13 protein-coding genes are annotated in these 16,861 nt (G+C 50.1%); 6 read left to right on the plus strand and 7 right to left on the minus strand.

From position 1 onward, the window contains the following. Positions 1-17 precede the first annotated feature (17 nt). Entirely contained in the window at positions 18-536 is a 519-nt protein-coding gene (locus B0475_RS07085; RefSeq protein WP_077411110.1) for a hypothetical protein, read from the plus strand. On the opposite strand, the gene metL is transcribed toward B0475_RS07085, so the two are convergent. From metL to B0475_RS07110, 5 genes are all read right to left on the minus strand, one after another. Then, positions 524-2,875: a bifunctional aspartate kinase/homoserine dehydrogenase II gene (metL, locus tag B0475_RS07090; RefSeq protein WP_077411111.1), complete on the minus strand. Its 2,352-nt coding sequence runs from the start codon at positions 2,873-2,875 to the stop codon at positions 524-526. The genes B0475_RS07085 and metL overlap by 13 nt on opposite strands. After that, positions 2,868-4,046, minus strand: a complete 1,179-nt coding sequence (gene metB, locus B0475_RS07095) for a cystathionine gamma-synthase (protein ID WP_077411112.1) — start codon at positions 4,044-4,046, stop codon at positions 2,868-2,870. The genes metL and metB overlap by 8 nt, the downstream gene beginning before the upstream one ends. Further along, positions 4,003-4,998 (minus strand): alpha/beta fold hydrolase, encoded by a 996-nt coding sequence (locus tag B0475_RS07100; protein WP_157892765.1) that lies wholly within the window; start codon positions 4,996-4,998, stop codon positions 4,003-4,005. Before B0475_RS07100 ends, metB begins: the two co-directional genes overlap by 44 nt. A gap of 371 nt (positions 4,999-5,369) precedes the next feature. Beyond that, the gene (locus B0475_RS07105) at positions 5,370-6,029 is read right to left on the minus strand and encodes a hypothetical protein (protein ID WP_077411114.1); all 660 of its coding nucleotides are present in this window, start codon (positions 6,027-6,029) and stop codon (positions 5,370-5,372) included. Further along, on the minus strand, positions 6,010-6,900 hold the full coding sequence (locus B0475_RS07110) for an acyltransferase (protein WP_077411115.1): 891 nt from the start codon (positions 6,898-6,900) through the stop codon (positions 6,010-6,012). Before B0475_RS07110 ends, B0475_RS07105 begins: the two co-directional genes overlap by 20 nt. Positions 6,901-7,050: 150 nt before the next feature. Here B0475_RS07110 and metK point away from each other — a divergent pair, with 150 nt between their 5' ends. The 3 genes from metK (at position 7,051) to metF (ending at position 10,587) form a co-directional block, all read left to right on the plus strand. Further along, the gene (metK, locus tag B0475_RS07115; RefSeq protein WP_077411116.1) at positions 7,051-8,208 is read left to right on the plus strand and encodes a methionine adenosyltransferase; all 1,158 of its coding nucleotides are present in this window, start codon (positions 7,051-7,053) and stop codon (positions 8,206-8,208) included. A gap of 42 nt (positions 8,209-8,250) precedes the next feature. After that, positions 8,251-9,672, plus strand: coding sequence for an adenosylhomocysteinase (ahcY, locus tag B0475_RS07120; RefSeq protein WP_077411117.1), 1,422 nt, complete (start codon positions 8,251-8,253; stop codon positions 9,670-9,672). A 78-nt stretch (positions 9,673-9,750) separates the two neighbouring features. Beyond that, on the plus strand, positions 9,751-10,587 hold the full coding sequence (gene metF, locus B0475_RS07125; protein ID WP_077411118.1) for a methylenetetrahydrofolate reductase [NAD(P)H]: 837 nt from the start codon (positions 9,751-9,753) through the stop codon (positions 10,585-10,587). 515 nt (positions 10,588-11,102) lie between these two features. Here metF and B0475_RS07130 read toward each other — a convergent pair. Then, positions 11,103-11,798, minus strand: coding sequence for a CPBP family intramembrane glutamic endopeptidase (locus tag B0475_RS07130; RefSeq protein WP_077411119.1), 696 nt, complete (start codon positions 11,796-11,798; stop codon positions 11,103-11,105). Continuing rightward, the gene (locus tag B0475_RS07135; protein ID WP_077411120.1) at positions 11,795-12,367 is read right to left on the minus strand and encodes a helix-turn-helix domain-containing protein; all 573 of its coding nucleotides are present in this window, start codon (positions 12,365-12,367) and stop codon (positions 11,795-11,797) included. The genes B0475_RS07130 and B0475_RS07135 overlap by 4 nt, the downstream gene beginning before the upstream one ends. A 174-nt stretch (positions 12,368-12,541) precedes the next feature. Here B0475_RS07135 and B0475_RS07140 point away from each other — a divergent pair, with 174 nt between their 5' ends. Both B0475_RS07140 and B0475_RS07145 read left to right on the plus strand, forming a co-directional pair. Continuing rightward, positions 12,542-14,224, plus strand: coding sequence for an aminotransferase class V-fold PLP-dependent enzyme (locus B0475_RS07140; protein ID WP_077411121.1), 1,683 nt, complete (start codon positions 12,542-12,544; stop codon positions 14,222-14,224). A gap of 354 nt (positions 14,225-14,578) precedes the next feature. Then, complete coding sequence (locus tag B0475_RS07145) at positions 14,579-16,846, plus strand: tetratricopeptide repeat protein (RefSeq protein WP_077411122.1); 2,268 nt, start codon at positions 14,579-14,581, stop codon at positions 16,844-16,846. Positions 16,847-16,861 lie beyond the last annotated feature (15 nt).

The raw sequence follows: 16,861 nt of genomic DNA on the forward strand, positions 1-16,861 counted from the left end.
ACGCCAAGGAGAACACTATGAGCATTCAACACATCACCGCCATCGGGCTGCGCCTGCTGGCCATCATTACCCTGTTCCACGTAGTCCGGCATCTGATTTGGATCAGTGTCATGGTCTACAGCAATGACCCACAAACCCTGCAACAATTCATGTACGGGGTCGCTGGCATACTCATCTTGCTGGTCGTCGGCCTGGGCTGTTGGTTTTTACCGATGAGCACAGCCAGATTGATTGTGAAACCAGCCTGGGATAAGCAGGTTCAACCTTTCAACCCAATGTCACTGCTTAGGGTGCTGGTGATTTTCATTGGTTTGGTCTGTTTTCTGCATGCCCTGCTGGCTGCAAGCAATTACCTGTTCAGCTGGATGCTGACCGATCCTTCCATTGAAATTGTCAACCTGGATCAAATGAAAGCCAGCTACCTCAGTACTGCCTGGCAACTGGTGCTGGGCCTGGTACTGATGAACAAAAGTCATTGGATCAGTCAGGCATTGCTGAACATCAACCGTGCTGAATCACCTGATCAGGCCGACTGAAGCACCTCAATCAAGTCATTGAGCACCCCGGCAGCGGTCACTTCACGGCCTGCACCCGGGCCCTGGATGACCAGCGGATTACCGGCATACCAGGCACTGTCGATGACAAAGATGTTGTCACCGGGCCGTAAACCGGCTGCCGGGTGCTGCTGATCAATCAACTGCAGTGAGACGTTGATCTCTTGCGAGCTGATGCTGGCCAGGTAACACAGGCTTTTACCCTGTTCGTTCGCTGCTTTCCATAAACCGGCCACATGCTCATCAATCGCCGCTGATCTGGCCCAGAACTGTTCCAGGGTACCGGCCATCAACTCATCAGGTATGGCCGGCGTGAATACCACACGGGCCTCATTGAAGCCCAACTGCCGGGCGAGGATCAGGGCTTTGCGGTAGACGTCCTGGCCTGACAGGTCATCCCGTGGATCGGGTTCTGTGTAGGCATTGGCATGGGCTTGGCGCACCCACTCCATGAAGGGTCGCTGACCGTCGTATTGACCAAAAATCCACGACAGTGAACCGGAAAACACCCCATTGACCGCCTGCACCTGATCACCGCTTTCGATGAGTTTCCTCAGACTGCTTTGGATCGGCAAGGCGGCACCCACCGTGGTGTTGGTCAGCCACCTGCGGTGTTGTTTTTCCAATTCAGCTTCCAGATGGCTGGCGCGGATGTCATCGGCTGCCACCAGCTTATTGGCCGAAATCAGGTGCCAGCCATTGGCCACAAACTCAGGATATCGGGCAGCCACCGCTTCACTGGCGGTGAGGTCAATCAGCACCAGCGGCTTATTGATGTAATCACTTAAACGCTGATAAATTTCTCCGGACGTGTTGTCCTGATCAGGAACGATGACCTCGTCCAGCAAACACTCACCGGCATACTGGTAATGACGGCTGTTGGCCACCGCCACCAGCGAAAGTGACTGTTTGACCCGCTGTTCAATGCTGGCTTTGTTGTCTTTGAGGATGCGGATGAATTGTTGACCGATGTTGCCATAACCCAGTACCACAATGGGTATGGAGGGCGCCAGATCAAAACAAGCCGCATGCAGATCAGCTAACAAGGCCTCTGCCTGTTCATCGGCCAGCAGCACGCACAGGGTGTGGTCATTGCCCGGATAATGGATGTTCAGCACATCAAAACGCGCGGTGCGACCCAGTAACTGACTGATGACCCGATGGTTTTGTCTGATGTTGTGCCCCACGGCGCTGATCAGACTGACCCCGGACAATTGTTGCACCAAGGTCAGTCCGGCCTGGCGGATCAGCTGACTGGTGCGGAAAAAGTCCACCTGCTCGACACACAATTGCAGCACCTGTCGGGTTTTGTCGTAATGACAGGCGTATTGATTGATTTGTCCGGCGGTCAATTCGGCCTGGAATTGACGGGTGCGCAATTCATGAATGCCCGCCAGGGTCAGCTGTACCAACTGGCTTTTGTGGGCCAGGGTCTTGACCTGACCCTCACCGGCACGGCTTTGCTCCACCACATCGGTACCGAGGGTATCGGAGTCGCAGGTGTTGATGATGATTCTGGCCGGATGTTGCAACAAGGGATTGATGGTTTTGTGGTGCAGCACATGAGAACCCAGTTCTGACAGCGCCTGAGCCTCGCCCAGGGTTAAGGTGGGAATGCGCCTGGCTTCGGGGATCACATGTGGATCAGCGGTGTACACGCCATCCACGTCGGTCCACAGATAGACCGCTGATGAACGCAACAATGAGGCCACCAGGGTGGCACTGTAATCACTGCCATTGCGTCCCAGGGTAATGCCCTGACCTGCTTCATTACGAGCCAGAAAACCGGTGAGAATCTGAATGCCTTCACCCTTGCTGTCCAGCAGTATTTGCACCGCTTTGGCCGGATTCACCGGATTGTTTTGCGCATCCACAGTGAGGATGTCTCTGGCATCCCGCCAATGATTGGGTATGCCCAACTCATGCAATCTGGCTGATAACAACTGAGCGGACCACAGTTCACCATAGGCCAGCACATCATGCACGCTGAGCGTTGTTTGGCTCAGACCAGAGGACAGCAGCTCCAGATCTTCCAGCAGAGAGACAAGCAGTGCATCAGGCTGATCCAACACCGTGGTGACCAACTGTTGTACCGACTCCCTCAGTGCAGGCAGTCGATGGGTACCGTCATTGAACACCTGGATCAATTGATCGGTGACCCCGCCATTGGCAGAAACCACCACCACGTCTTCAGTCCTGACATGGCTGCGGATGGTTCGAATCACCGAACTGATGGCGGTGACATCTTTCAGACTGCTGCCGCCAAACTTATGTACTGCTGGCGTTTCCCTGGCCACTGGTTGCCCATAAATTTCAGCCATTGACCTGTTCCTTCAGCGGTTTTAATAAACACCGGTTGAGCGCTTGTTCCAGATCGGCAATCAGGTCATCGGCCTGCTCAATGCCCACCGATAAGCGGATCAGGTTGTCAGTGATACCGGCAGCCCGTTGGGCCTGGGGCGCCATGGCCGCGTGGGTCATGGTGGCCGGGTGACAGATTAAGGACTCCACCCCTCCCAATGATTCGGCCAGGGTGAAGTAGCGCAGGTTGTTGACCAGGGTTTTCACCTCGCTGAGTCCCCCTTTGAGTTCGAAAGACAACATGGCGCCAAAATGATGCTGTTGGCGTTTGGCGATCTCATGCCCAGGGTGGTTGCTGAGCCCCGGATAATGAATGTTCTCAATGGCCGGGTGCTGTTGTAAAAATGCCAGTATCTGTTCGGTGTTTTCCAGGTGCTGTTTCATGCGTACATTCAGGGTGCGCAATCCCCGGGTGGTCAGCAAGCAATCAAACGGTGCTGCTGTGATCCCGATGCAGTTAGCCCACCATTTGAGTTGCTCTGCCAGCTCTTCGGTTTTACCCAGCACCGCACCGCCGACCACATCGCTGTGGCCGTTGATGTATTTGGTGGTTGAATGCACCACCAGATCAGCCCCCAGGGTGATGGGTTGCTGCAGCGCTGGTGACAGGAAGGTGTTGTCCACCACTTTCAACACCTCAGGTCCGGCCAACTCACACAAGGCATGTACATCAACCACCCGCAACAGCGGATTACTTGGGGTCTCAATCCACAACAAATTTGTTGGGGTGGCCAATGTTTGCCTGATCCTGGCAGTGTCGGACTGATCAACGAATTCAACTTCTATCAAGCCTTTCTCGTGCCAGGTGGTCAATAAGCGAAAGGTACCACCATAGCAGTCATGCGGTGCCACCACCCGACCGCCCTTGGGCAGCAACTGTAAGACCAGTAATACCGCCGACATCCCGGTTGAAGTCACCACCCCACCGGCAGCTTGTTCCAATTCAGCCAGCGCATCAGCGAGGATGTCACGGGTGGGGTTGCCTGAGCGGCTGTAGTCATAAGTACGGGGTTGATTCAGGTCAGCAAAACTGTAGTTGCTGGACAAGTACAGCGGCGGGGTCACGGCGCCGTGTTGGCGGTCACAATCAATACCCGCCCGCACAGCGGCTGTTTCGTTCAATAAGGTCATAGCGATACTCTGATAAAAAGGAATGAAAGATTGAATTGATGGTGTCTGCTTCCAGCAAAAACCCATCATGACCGTACAGCGACTCCAGTATGTGGAGCTCTGCCGGAGCGTTCAGTTTGCTGTGCAGCTGTTCGATAAAGTTGACAGGCACCATTTGGTCACTGTCAAAACCAATCAGCAAGGTGGGAACACATATGTAACTGACATCGACCTGATGATGATCAATGGCACGTGATAATTGCTGGTAACGGTGTGCCGGGAACCGACTGGCAAACTGCTCACCATGGTGATTGAGGTAAGCCGACACCTGTTGCAGCGCCTCACCTGGTTGCTGGCTTTGAAAACGGTGTTCGAACTCCTGTTCTCCCCGGTAACCTATCATGGCCAGGGCACGGGCCAGTTTCAGGTGTTCACCCTGGCTTGATGACGCCTCACCCAGCTGAACCAGTTGTCTTTGCAGGTAACGGATGGCCTGACTTTTGACGCTGTTCTGATCAGCAGCCGCCAGACAAATCAGCTGTTGTAAAGCATCCGGATAACGTGCCGCAAAAGCCAAAGAAACCATGCCGCCAAAGGATGATCCAATGACGGCATGAAACTGAGGTAATTGCAAAGTGTGCTGGATGCCGCGCAACAGTTGCGCCTGGTCTGCAGGGGTTAACACCGGCGGGTTGGTCACCCGCTCAGGAAAACAGAAATAATCAAAGGTGAGGAATGCACTATCCCGGGTATTGAGCACGGCCTGGTCATGGGCCACCACTCGCCACCAGCCTTGACGTTCACCCGGCACATCAAAGGCCCAGCGATCGGCAGAGATACCTCCCATCACCACATGTAAAGGCTTCGACAGGGAACCCCAGAGACAACAACCGACCTCCACCACACCACTGTCTCCACCCATTTCCAGGGAGAAGGAAGGTACGGTACAGCTGATGTCGCGGTGAAAAGTCATGTTTATTTGGCCGTCTAAATGCCCATATCTTACCTGGATCATTTCAGATGTCAAGACGTTTAGACGTCTATATAACCAATCGTTCTGAGGTTTTTTTGTTGATTGACTTTCAGGCGCAAAATGCTGTGTGTTGCCAGATACCGGTACTTCATAACCTGGTCGAATATTGAACGGATCACTGGGTATTTAGTTGCACAGCTGATGATTGATACTGTCTTATTATTGGAGGTGGCGACTGTGAATCACCAAGCTGATTTTTGATTACCTGGGGCAATGACACCGGCTACACTCTGGAACCTGTCACAAAATCTCATGTGATAAAGATTTGCACTGAGATTTCAGGGCCGGCTGATTTGATGTGAAAAAAACTTTTATTCTACATTGAGTGAAATATTGGAAATATCGATTTCCGGCTCGGGTACTTTTTTCTTTTCCACCAAAGCATCACCCGAATCGTCCAGATCCAGGTCATCAATTGGAATCTGTGGGGTTTCAATTTTCTTTTGTTTAACAATGATGGCACCGGCCTCTTCAACATCCAACCCAGTGGTGTCAAAATCAGGAATTTCGACCTCTTTGGTTTGAATGATGGGTTCTTCAGAGTCATCAATCACAATGTGATCGATGTCCACTTCGGGTGGATCGGCCTGTGGCTTGTCTTCCAGTTTGTCAAAATCAACATCGACTTTGATGTGAGCGGTTTCGATGTGCCTTTCAGGTGCTGTTACTGGCCTGAGAATTACCGTACCCGGATCATTCAATTCCCACTCTTCTGCCCCCTTGGGTACTTCTTCCACGACATTTTTCACCAAGCTCACCCGGATACCGGCTTTTTTCAACACTTCTCTGAAGTGGCTGGCTTTATCCATAGGCATGGCCTTTTTGAGAGTCCTTTGCTTGCCATCAAACATCACTTCCACTTTGGCCTCAGGAAGTTTAAACAACTTGGCGAAGTTGGCTTTGGCTTTGGCCAGCTCAACTCCACGGGCTGCTTTTCCCTTGAAAACCACTTTAAATGTCTGTTCGCTCATAAATTGCCTGAAGTTTGTTATCCTGTTTATACCATAAATTTTCACTCCATTTAAACAATTCCCTTTTGAAATTTTCGTCGGTCTGGTAGTTTTTGTTCAACAATGTATCAGGGATAACAATTTTTTCACAACTGAGCATCGCTGGCGCAAAACGGCCACTGAGGTATTGCCAGAAAGAAGGAGCTCCACCTGGGTAAGCCACCGTAACCAGTAACAGTTGTTTCATCTGCTCACCCATACTGCCAAGTACGAAACCAATGCCCCCGGCTTTGGGTTTCAGCAGATATTCATAAGGTGATTGCTGAGCCTGATGTTTCTCAACAGTGAAGCGGGTACCCTCCACAAAATTGATCACAGTGGTAGGAAAGTGCTTGAACTTTTCACATGACTTCTGGGTTTGCTCCATGTCCTTACCTTTCAGATGAGGGTGTTTTTTGACAAACGCCCGGCTGTATCGTTTCATAAAGGGAAAATCCAGTGCCCACCAGGCCAGCCCTAAAAATGGCACCCAGATCAGTTGTTGTTTGAGAAAAAATTTCAAAAATGGTATCTGCTTATTAAACACCGCCTGCAGCACCGGGATATCGACCATGCTCCGATGATTGGCCACCACCAGATACCACTCATCGCGGTTCAATTCAGGCATCTGTTCGATCATGATTTTTTCACCATGCAACAACCGATGACCCTGGCTGTTTATGGTAACCCAGGATTCAGCCACACCCACCAACCATCGCGATACCCAGACCCTGAAGCCAGGTATGGGTATTAAGAATTTGAACAATGCCAGTATCAACAGCAAAGTCACCATAAAGACGGTATTCAGGATAAACACCAGTGCAGCCAGTATTCCTTTTAAAGTATGCAACATAACAGGCAAAAGTTTGATTTCAGGTGCAAGATAAGAAATGAAGCGCAAAATTACAAGCTTTATCACAGAATATTCTCGCTTTTAAGTAGACATTTTCACAAAAAAATAGATAATATATCTCTTTATCCGAATTAAGAGATATATATCATCATGAGCAACTACTTATTCACCTCGGAATCAGTGTCCGAAGGGCATCCGGATAAAGTCGCCGATCAGATTTCTGACGCGGTACTGGATGCGATCATTAAAGATGACCCAAAAGCACGGGTGGCCTGTGAGACCATGGTTAAAACCGGAACAGCCATTGTGTCAGGTGAAATCACCACCAATACGTGGATTGACCTGGATGAGCTGGTCAGAAAAGTCATCGTTGACATCGGCTATGACAGTTCAGACGTCGGTTTTGACGGCAACAGCTGTGCGGTGATGTCACTGATCGGCAAACAATCTCATGACATCAACATGGGTGTCGATCGCCAAAGCCCTGAAGAACAAGGTGCCGGAGACCAGGGACTGATGTTCGGTTATGCATCGAATGAAACCGATGTGTTGATGCCTGCACCCATCACCTATTCTCACCTGCTGGTTAAAAAACAGGCCGAAGTTCGCAAAGCCGGTACGCTGCCATGGCTGCGTCCGGATGCCAAATCCCAACTGACCTTCCGTTATGAAAACGATAAACCAGTGGCCATTGACGCAGTGGTTCTGTCCACTCAACATGATCCAGACATTTCGTTGACTGATCTGCGCGAAGCCGTGATGGAAGAAATCATTAAACCGGTGCTGCCTGCCAACTGGCTGGATAAAAACACCCAGTACCACATCAACCCAACCGGTAATTTTGTCATTGGCGGTCCGGTAGGCGACTGTGGACTGACTGGTCGTAAAATCATTGTCGATACCTATGGCGGCATGGCCCGTCATGGCGGCGGTGCATTTTCCGGTAAAGACCCTTCCAAAGTAGACCGTTCTGCGGCCTATGCCTGTCGTTATGTGGCTAAAAACATTGTTGCAGCCGGCTTGGCTGAGCGCTGCGAAATTCAGGTTTCATATGCCATTGGTGTGGCCGAACCCACTTCAATCAGTGTGACCACTTTTGGCACCAATAAAGTGCCTGAAGCCACCATTGAGAAACTCGTAAGAACGCATTTTGACCTGAGGCCATATGGCATCATCACCAGCCTGGATCTGATTCGCCCCATTTATCAGAAGACTGCAGCATACGGCCACATGGGCCGTGAAGATGCTGACTTTACCTGGGAGCGGACTGACAAAGCTGAACTCCTTCGTTCAGAAGCCGGACTGTGACCTTAACCCACCCTTTGAAACAAACATTAAACAGAGAACATTATGACAACCGAAACTGTTAAAAACATCAAACCTGATTACGTCATTGCCGACATAGGCCTGGCAGAATTTGGTCACAAAGAAATTCGCATCGCGGAAACCGAAATGCCTGGTCTGGTACAGATCCGTGAAGAATACAAAGAGGCTCAGCCTTTGAAAGGGGCCCGCATTGCCGGTTCCCTGCACATGACCATTCAGACCGCCGTATTGATTGAGTCACTGCGTGCTTTGGGCGCTGAAGTCCGCTGGGCTTCCTGTAACATATATTCCACTCAGGACCATGCTGCTGCAGCCATGGCTGACCAGGACATTCCTGTTTTTGCGGTTAAAGGCGAAACCCTGGAAGAGTACTGGGAATACACTCACCGCATCATGGAATGGCATGACGGTGGTGCACCCAATATGATTTTGGATGATGGTGGTGATGCCACCATGTTACTGATTCTCGGCAGCAAAGCAGAGAAAGATGCCAGCATCCTTGACAATCCTGGTTCTGAAGAAGAAACCTTCCTGTTTGCATCGATCAAAAAACGCCTGACCACCAAACCAGGCTGGTACAGCAAAACCCTGGCTGAAATTCAAGGTGTGACTGAAGAGACCACCACTGGTGTGAAACGCCTGTATGACATGGCTAAATCCGGTGACCTGCCATTTCCGGCAATTAACGTCAATGACTCAGTAACCAAATCCAAGTTCGACAACTTGTATGGTTGTCGTGAATCGCTGGTTGATGCCATTAAACGTGCCACTGACGTAATGGTTGCTGGTAAAAAAGCCGTGGTTTGTGGTTTCGGAGACGTGGGCAAAGGTTCCGCTGCTTCACTCCGCGCATTGGGTGCCATTGTTTCGGTCACCGAAATCGATCCCATTTGTGCACTGCAGGCTTCGATGGAAGGCTACCCGGTGGTAACCCTCGAAGACGCAGTTAAAGATGCCGATATTTTCGTGACTGCCACTGGTAACTATCAGATCATCAGTTATGAGCACATGAAAGCCATGAAAGATCAGGCCATCGTCTGTAACATTGGTCATTTCGACAACGAAATTGATGTCGCCTCACTGGAGAAAAACTGTGAATGGGACGGCATCAAAGACCAGGTTGATCATGTGATCTTTGAAGATGGCAAACGCATCATCCTGCTTGCCAAAGGTCGCCTGGTGAATCTGGGCTGTGGCACCGGTCACCCAAGCTTTGTGATGTCTAACTCCTTTACCAACCAGGTTCTGGCGCAAATCGAGTTATTCAAGAATGGCGATAACTACAACAACGACGTGTATGTATTGCCCAAGCACCTCGATGAAAAAGTGGCCAAATTGCATCTGGAGCGTGTTGGTGCCAAACTCACCACACTGACAGACAAGCAAGCCAAATACATCGGTGTAGAAGTCGAAGGTCCTTACAAACCTGAACACTACAGATACTGATGCACGGATTCATTCCAATCGTTGAATCAGAAACAAAGCCAGGCTCACGTCTGGCTTTTTTCTTGGGGTATAACCAATATGAATAAGCACAATTTCGGTCTGAGTTTTGAGTTTTTTCCACCCAAAACCAATGAACAAAAAGTCATCCTGCTGGACACCCAGGCCCGATTAAGAAAACTGAACCCGGATTTCTTTTCAGTGACCTTTGGGGCCGGCGGCTCAACCATCACTGCCACGGCTGAAACCGTCCTTGAACTGAAAACCCATGACACACCGAAAGTCATCCCACACCTGTCTTGCATGGGAGGTACTCCCGACGAAATACAGACCCTTCTGCAACAATATCTGGATCATGGCATCACTGACATCCTGGCCTTGCGTGGGGATGTACCTTCTGGAATGGGCTCGGTGGGGTACTTCCGATATGCCAATGAATTGATTGAATTCATTCATGAAAAATATCCTGACACCTTCCACGTCACGGTGGGCTGTTACCCAGAAGTACACCCGGAAACGGAATCCTTTGAGTCAGAAATCAAATATTTTAAACAAAAGGTGGATGCAGGCGTGGACCGTGCCATTACACAGTTTTTCTTCAACCCGGAAGCTTATTTTAACTTCCTTGACCACTGTGAAAAAGCCGGGATCGACACCCCCATCACACCGGGCATCATGCCCATCACCAATTTTGCCAACATCAAACGGTTTTGTGGATTTTGTGGCACCGACATGCCCCGCTGGCTGCAATACAAATTACAGAGTTTCGGCGATGACCGCAAATCCATACAACAGTTTGGCACAGATTTCACCATCCGCCTGTGTGAGCAGTTACTGGAACAGGGTGTCCCGGGCATTCACTTTTACACCCTGAACCGCGCCAAAGCCACATTAGATGTGGTCAAGGCTTTGTCCTGAAAGGACTGTTTTAACCGTCAGGGCAATCGAGTCAGGTTGCCCTGGTCTTGATTCATTCATCTGCACACTGGAGTGCGAAAGCAAATCAGCCATTTGGACGTTTGATAGGAATGACCTTGGGACTTCATTCACGATTGTTCCTGACAAAAGTGAAAGCCGACTCTACGGATGGAGGAGTTAGGGTCTCGTCTGGAACAGAGACCGAGGCCTCGGCGATCATGTCGTGTGATCAAGTGCCCGACGCTCTGATTCGCTATCGCTCACGGCTTATCGATCATTCCATGATGGCTTCTTGACTTCGTCAAACCGCCATACCTGCATGATCTGCCTAACCAAGTCGGCGGGTCGAGCTGATCATCAGCGCTCCACTGCGAATATGATTGACGAGGGCACATGTAACTTCTCCTGGAAAACAAGGAGCAGCAATGGCTCAGATCACGAACAATCAAGGTGATTTGATCATGCCCTCAGCAAGCAGTCGGAGCTGCCCATGAATCACGCTCCCGGATTATTCCTCATGAAGGTTTGTTTCTCACCGCCAGTGGGTACAGGGTCACGGCCAGTAAATCAATCGCTGCATGCAGCCACATGGATAACCACAGGTCACCAGTCAACCAGTACAACCAGGAAAACAGCAGGCCCAAGACAAAAGCACCTGCTGCATTGACCCATCCAGTGCTGTAATGTGTCACAGCGAACACCACATTTGCCAATATCATGCCTGACCAATCCGGTATCCACTGGATTAACAGATGATAAAGCAGACCGCGATAAATCAGCTCTTCACATATGCCGGCAGTAACTGCCATAACCACACCCCAGCTGTATGATCGAGTATCAACAGGCAGATAATGCGCCACATGCGAATACAGTCGCACCAACCAAGCACCGACCATTGGTCCCGGACAATATAGCTTCCATGTCAGGATGGATACCATGACCAAACCGCTCATGGACAGCCAAAAATGCCATGACAAGGCGGTGCTCCAGCCAATGGCACTCAAACCACCTCCCTGCCACCATTGGGCCACCAGAATCAGCGCCACCAGAAACCATTGCATGATGGCGCCTTGCTGATAAAAAGTGGCCCTTAATCCAGGACGCTGCTGCAATATGTGCCGGGTGTCAGCGCTGTTCCGCACCGCCATGACTGGCAACAAAACCCCAATGACCACCAGCAACATCATTTGGTAGAGCCACAACAAAGTCATGTATGCTCCAATAGCCCGGACAAGTCAGTGGCGGCTGAAACGGTGAATTTATTTTTTATCCTGACCTGATGGTTATGGCGGTCAGCAGGTTGATCCTGTACTTTAAAAAAAACCGCATCCTTTAGCTGTTCATCACTGATACAGTGCTGCTCAATTATGGTTTTTAACATCGATTCCATATGAGGCTGGTCATCAGCATCGACGGCCAGCACAAATACCCCATCCGGATCTGACTGAAGTTCTTTGATGTGATCAACAATCTTGGCCAGGTCATCTGGAGCAAGGGCAAATTTGGCTTTAAAGGCCCTGGAGAAGGTTTCATAATTGCGGTATCCACATTGTTCAGATAATTGTTGTATGTTCACTGACCCCAGCAACAATTGCTCATGGGCTTTGGATAATCTGAGGTGGGTGATCAGTTGACCGGGAGGCATTCCTGCCTCCCGTTTGAACAACGGATAAAACTGCGCCTCTGACAAACAAGCGATCTGCGCCAGTTCACGGTTGTTCATGGGCTCAGCAAGGTGCTCATTGATGTGATCTATGACGTGTGCAATTCTGACATCCATGACTCTATCATAAGTCAGTTGGTTGCAGATGTTTATGATCAATCCTCTGTTTTTTTCTGATTTACATGTCAGGTGGATTGCCAGTGAATAAGAACTTGCTAATATTTAGTGATTCAACTGTCAATCAGGGGCAAAGTGACCTAAAATGCTGGGCTGTTTCATCATCAAATTGACATGAGTGTTACTGACAACAACCTGCGCCCTGACTGTTTAAGACAAGCCATCATTGGTGTTGACGCACCTTTTTGTACGCCATTTGGCCAGCGTTTGATGACCTATTGTGACTACACCGCATCGGGTCGCACACTGAATTTCATTGAACATTATCTGATGAAACTGCAGCGGCACTATGCCAACACCCACACCGAAGATGACATGACAGGGCGATCTATGACCCGCTTGTTACATGATGCGGAGCAACGCATCAAAGATTCGGTTGGCGCCAATGAACATGACCGCATCATCTGTACAGGTACAGGTGCCACTGGTGCAATCAACAAAATACAGCAAATCCTGGGCACTTATTTGCCACCGGCAACCCGGGCACAGATTGAACGTTCAGCAGATTGTGACCTGGATAAAATCAAAGCCAAGTCACCGGTCATTTTTGTCGGCCCTTATGAGCATCACAGCAATGAAATTTCCTGGCGGGACGGCCTGTGTGAAGTGGTGGAACTGGACCTGGATGCCAACGGTCATGCTGACCTGGCACAATTGAGCGGATTATTGCAAAAGCCGGAATACCAGGATCGCCTGAAAATTGGTTCATTCTCTGCGGCTTCCAATGTCACCGGATTGGTTTCTCAAACCCGAACCATTGCCCGCTTATTACATCAACATGGCGCCCTGGCCTTTTTTGACTATGCTGCCAGTGCACCTTATGTAGACATCGACATGCACCCGGCTGATGACCCGGAAGGATCTTATGATGCGGTGTTCATATCACCCCATAAGTTCCTTGGTGGCCCAGGCTCAACTGGAGTTCTGGTGTTCAACAAAAAACTCTATCAATCAGCGCTTCAACCCACCGTTTCCGGCGGGGGCACAGTCAGTTATGTGGCCCGGCACGACCATGACTTTATTGATGACATTGAGGAGCGGGAAAAGGCAGGAACGCCGGGGGTGCTGCAAATCATGCGGGCGGCTTTGTGCTTCGAAGTAAAAGAAAAATTTGGCGTTGAACAAATCCACAACATTGAACAAGGCTGGTTGCGTCAGGCATTTGACGCCTGGCAAAAACACCCAAGGATTGAAATCCTGGGAGATCAAAATCCTGCCAACCGCGTGGGCATTGTGTCCTTTAACATCAAAACAGCCTCAGGGAAATACCTGCACCCAAAATTTGTCACCGTGCTGCTCAATGACCTGTTCGGCATTCAATCAAGGGCTGGCTGTTCTTGTGCCGGACCATATGGCCACCAATTGCTGGGCATTGATGAGGACACCTCGGAACAATACCGGGCGTTGATCCAAAAAGGCTACCATGGCATCAAGCCAGGTTGGTGCCGGATAGGTTTCCACTACATCATGGATCAACCTGAAGTGCAGTACATCATCGATTGCGTTAACTTCATAGCCGACAATGGCGCAGAATTTTTACCCTGGTATAAATTCTGCCTGAAACAAGCCTGCTGGCAGCACATCCATGATGATGGCAAGTGTCCCGAATTGTCTCTGGATGAAGCGTTCAAGCAGGACCGGGACAACCAACAAGCCTTGTCACCGATGCTTCGTCAGTCTTTGTATCAACAATTCCTCCAGGAAGCCGAAAAACTAAAGCTGGAGGCCCGTTCCTTACCTGTCAGAGAACCCCAGTCTTTACCGGAGATTGAACACCTCAACCAGTTCATTGTGTAACCGCTTCCCGTAAGGTTCGCATCCAGCCGATGGAACACCGATGATGAATGAGCTTCTCCAGGTCTGAATATTTTCAGTAAGACCCGACAGATTGCGATATGTTGTGCAGGCAAAATCCCCTCCTTGTTCATCATCACATGATGACTTCATCCCCAGTATTTTTGTTGCCAGACAGCTGCGTCAGCAACGATGCCAGGCCTGCTGACAGAATGTGTTGAAAGCTGATCTTAAGACGCGTCATAGCAAAGCGTCAGTCTGTGCAATGATGCTGCATGATGATCAACTTTTTTTAAAGGCTGTCTGATCAGCGATCGTCGGTGTTATCATAGTGATATTTAAACGCGCCTTTGACCCATGAAGTATCGATTCGCAGGCTTTGAGCTGGATCTGAAAACCAATGAATTACACCACGGCTCTCAACCGATACCCCTGACCAGGCAAGGTTATCACCTGTTGGTGTACCTGCTGTCTCACGCAGATCAAATTCACAGCAAGGACGATTTGATAGCGCATGTCTGGAAAGGTCGAATCGTCAGTGACAACACCATAGATCAGAGCATTTCAAAACTGCGTAAATTGTTGCACGGATATCAATCAGGCGACTATATTGAGACGGTTTACGGTCAAGGCATCAGATTCATTCCTGAAGTCACCTGCACAGAAAAAACCACCCAGCCCGGCAAACAAAAACCCATATTGCTGGTGATTGTGATCACATGTCTGGGACTCATGCTTTGGCAGTTCTCTGAGAGGTCAGGTCCTACTCAGCCAACCGAACGGCCTCAGGTGATGATCATCAGTGACACCAGCAACGCCGACTGGGCCCAATCCGGTGCTGAACAGATGATCTCACAACTGCTTAGTTACAGCGGGGCTGCCACAGTCAGGCCGGCAACAGATCGCCCGCGGTTTATTGATCAGCAGAGTTACATTACCAGTCAGCAGTCATTCAATCCTCAGCTGATCACAGCCAATACGGCAATTTCTCAGCAACAGGGAGCATACACATTGCAGTTGGATTTGCATGGACCACAAATCAATGCACAAAAAAGCTTTACCGGGGCAAACCTGAGTAAGGTGATGGATCAGGCCACACTATGGCTGAGTGAAAACATTGGCGGAATGAAGCTGGCCAATGACCATCTTGCATTGATTCCGTCTGAGGGACATGTCACTGAACTGTATCTGCGGGCCCTGAACAGCGTCAGTCAAAATGACTTTGACAAAGCGTTGAAACAACTGGAACTGGTGACTGAAGAAGCACCTGGGTTTTTACTGGGTCGTTTTCAACTGGCTCATGTCCTGCAATTGCAAAACAAGTTGGATCGATCATTGGCCACGCTGCAGACCCTCAGTCAGCTACCGGTGAACAATGAATTGAGTATTGCCGTGACCTCACTCACAGCCTACATACTGGATACCATGGGTGAATATGAGCAAGCCGAACAAATATATGAAGACTTATTTAAGCGCCACCAAAATCAGGTTTCTGTGCCCTTGCTGAAAGCCAGGTATGAATACGCCTACACCCTGATGAATCGCAATCAGGCAAGCGCCGCCGAACAACAGCTTGATTGGGTGCTATCACACCTGAATGAACGCACCCAACCGGCGCTACAGGCTGATGTCCATGCCCTCAAAGGCTCATTATTACAAAGACAGGGTGAAATGAAAGGTGCCAGCGAACAATTACAACTTGCTCTGGACATGTTTGAGCGCAACCGGGATTCACTGGGCGCAGCAAAAACCCACTCTTCACTGGCCCGGATTGCCAGCCATCAGGCAAACTACGCACTGGCAGAAAGTCATTTGCAGGAGTCACTGGCCATAACCCGTGAAGTGGGCTTCAAACTGGGCGAAGGGGCCACGCTGAATGAACTGGCTTATGTACTGATGGTTCAGGGACAACACCAGCGCGCCCACAAACAAGTCCAGCAGTTGATGACCATTGCCACCGAAATTGATTACCCGGCCATGCAGATGGCCGCCAGACAATTGTTTTTTGACATGGCCAGAGAACAGCGTGATTGGTCTGCTGCTGAGCGACACCTTGAACAACATCGCCAACTGGCTGAAACCACCGGTCATCAGCGTGCACTGATTAAAAACCAGATGCTGGCGCTGAGTTTATGGGTCGATGCCGGACAAATTCAACGAACAGCGGAGTTAATCACAGCCCTGCAGCAGCACATTGATGAACAACAGGAAACCCGCATGCAGCCACGACTGGATTGGCTTAAGGCGAGGGTCCTCTTACAGACCGGAGGGTTGGAACAGGCCAGACAAGCGCTAGAACAGGCGCTGACCCTGGCCAGACAGTCAGAAGATGGCGAATCAATCATCAACATCAACAACACCCTGGCTGAAATCCACTTACAACAAAATCAGCCCGAACTGGCTCTGCAAAAATTGGACAACGCAGCGGCATTCAAACCCTTCGCGCTGCCCTATTTGCGGCTCCGCGCACTGGCCTATCAGAGCCTGGGAGAACCCATCAAAGCACTGGAAACCATGAACCTGTGTCGTCAGCAGGCAGCTGATCTGTGGACCACAGAAGACAGTCGGTTGCTCGATGAACTTACCAACCAGGCCAATACCTCAATGGCCGAAACCGAAACCTGAAAGCTGGCCTGAAAG

This window comes from Marinicella sediminis (assembly GCF_002000055.1).
In the GTDB taxonomy this organism is placed as follows: Bacteria; Pseudomonadota; Gammaproteobacteria; order Xanthomonadales; family Marinicellaceae; genus Marinicella; species Marinicella sediminis.

What these genes read in the sequence shown, in the direction of transcription:
- B0475_RS07140 (WP_077411121.1), top strand. Translation starts at nt 12,542, where the DNA reads ATGAGTGTTACTGACAACAACCTGCGCCCTGACTGTTTAAGACAAGCC.
- B0475_RS07135 (WP_077411120.1), bottom strand. Translation starts at nt 12,367, where the DNA reads ATGGATGTCAGAATTGCACACGTCATAGATCACATCAATGAGCACCTT.
- metF (WP_077411118.1), top strand. Translation starts at nt 9,751, where the DNA reads ATGAATAAGCACAATTTCGGTCTGAGTTTTGAGTTTTTTCCACCCAAA.
- B0475_RS07085 (WP_077411110.1), top strand. Translation starts at nt 18, where the DNA reads ATGAGCATTCAACACATCACCGCCATCGGGCTGCGCCTGCTGGCCATC.
- metK (WP_077411116.1), top strand. Translation starts at nt 7,051, where the DNA reads ATGAGCAACTACTTATTCACCTCGGAATCAGTGTCCGAAGGGCATCCG.
- metL (WP_077411111.1), bottom strand. Translation starts at nt 2,875, where the DNA reads ATGGCTGAAATTTATGGGCAACCAGTGGCCAGGGAAACGCCAGCAGTA.
- B0475_RS07145 (WP_077411122.1), top strand. Translation starts at nt 14,579, where the DNA reads ATGAAGTATCGATTCGCAGGCTTTGAGCTGGATCTGAAAACCAATGAA.
- B0475_RS07130 (WP_077411119.1), bottom strand. Translation starts at nt 11,798, where the DNA reads ATGACTTTGTTGTGGCTCTACCAAATGATGTTGCTGGTGGTCATTGGG.
- B0475_RS07105 (WP_077411114.1), bottom strand. Translation starts at nt 6,029, where the DNA reads ATGAGCGAACAGACATTTAAAGTGGTTTTCAAGGGAAAAGCAGCCCGT.
- ahcY (WP_077411117.1), top strand. Translation starts at nt 8,251, where the DNA reads ATGACAACCGAAACTGTTAAAAACATCAAACCTGATTACGTCATTGCC.
- B0475_RS07100 (WP_157892765.1), bottom strand. Translation starts at nt 4,998, where the DNA reads ATGACTTTTCACCGCGACATCAGCTGTACCGTACCTTCCTTCTCCCTG.
- B0475_RS07110 (WP_077411115.1), bottom strand. Translation starts at nt 6,900, where the DNA reads ATGTTGCATACTTTAAAAGGAATACTGGCTGCACTGGTGTTTATCCTG.
- metB (WP_077411112.1), bottom strand. Translation starts at nt 4,046, where the DNA reads ATGACCTTATTGAACGAAACAGCCGCTGTGCGGGCGGGTATTGATTGT.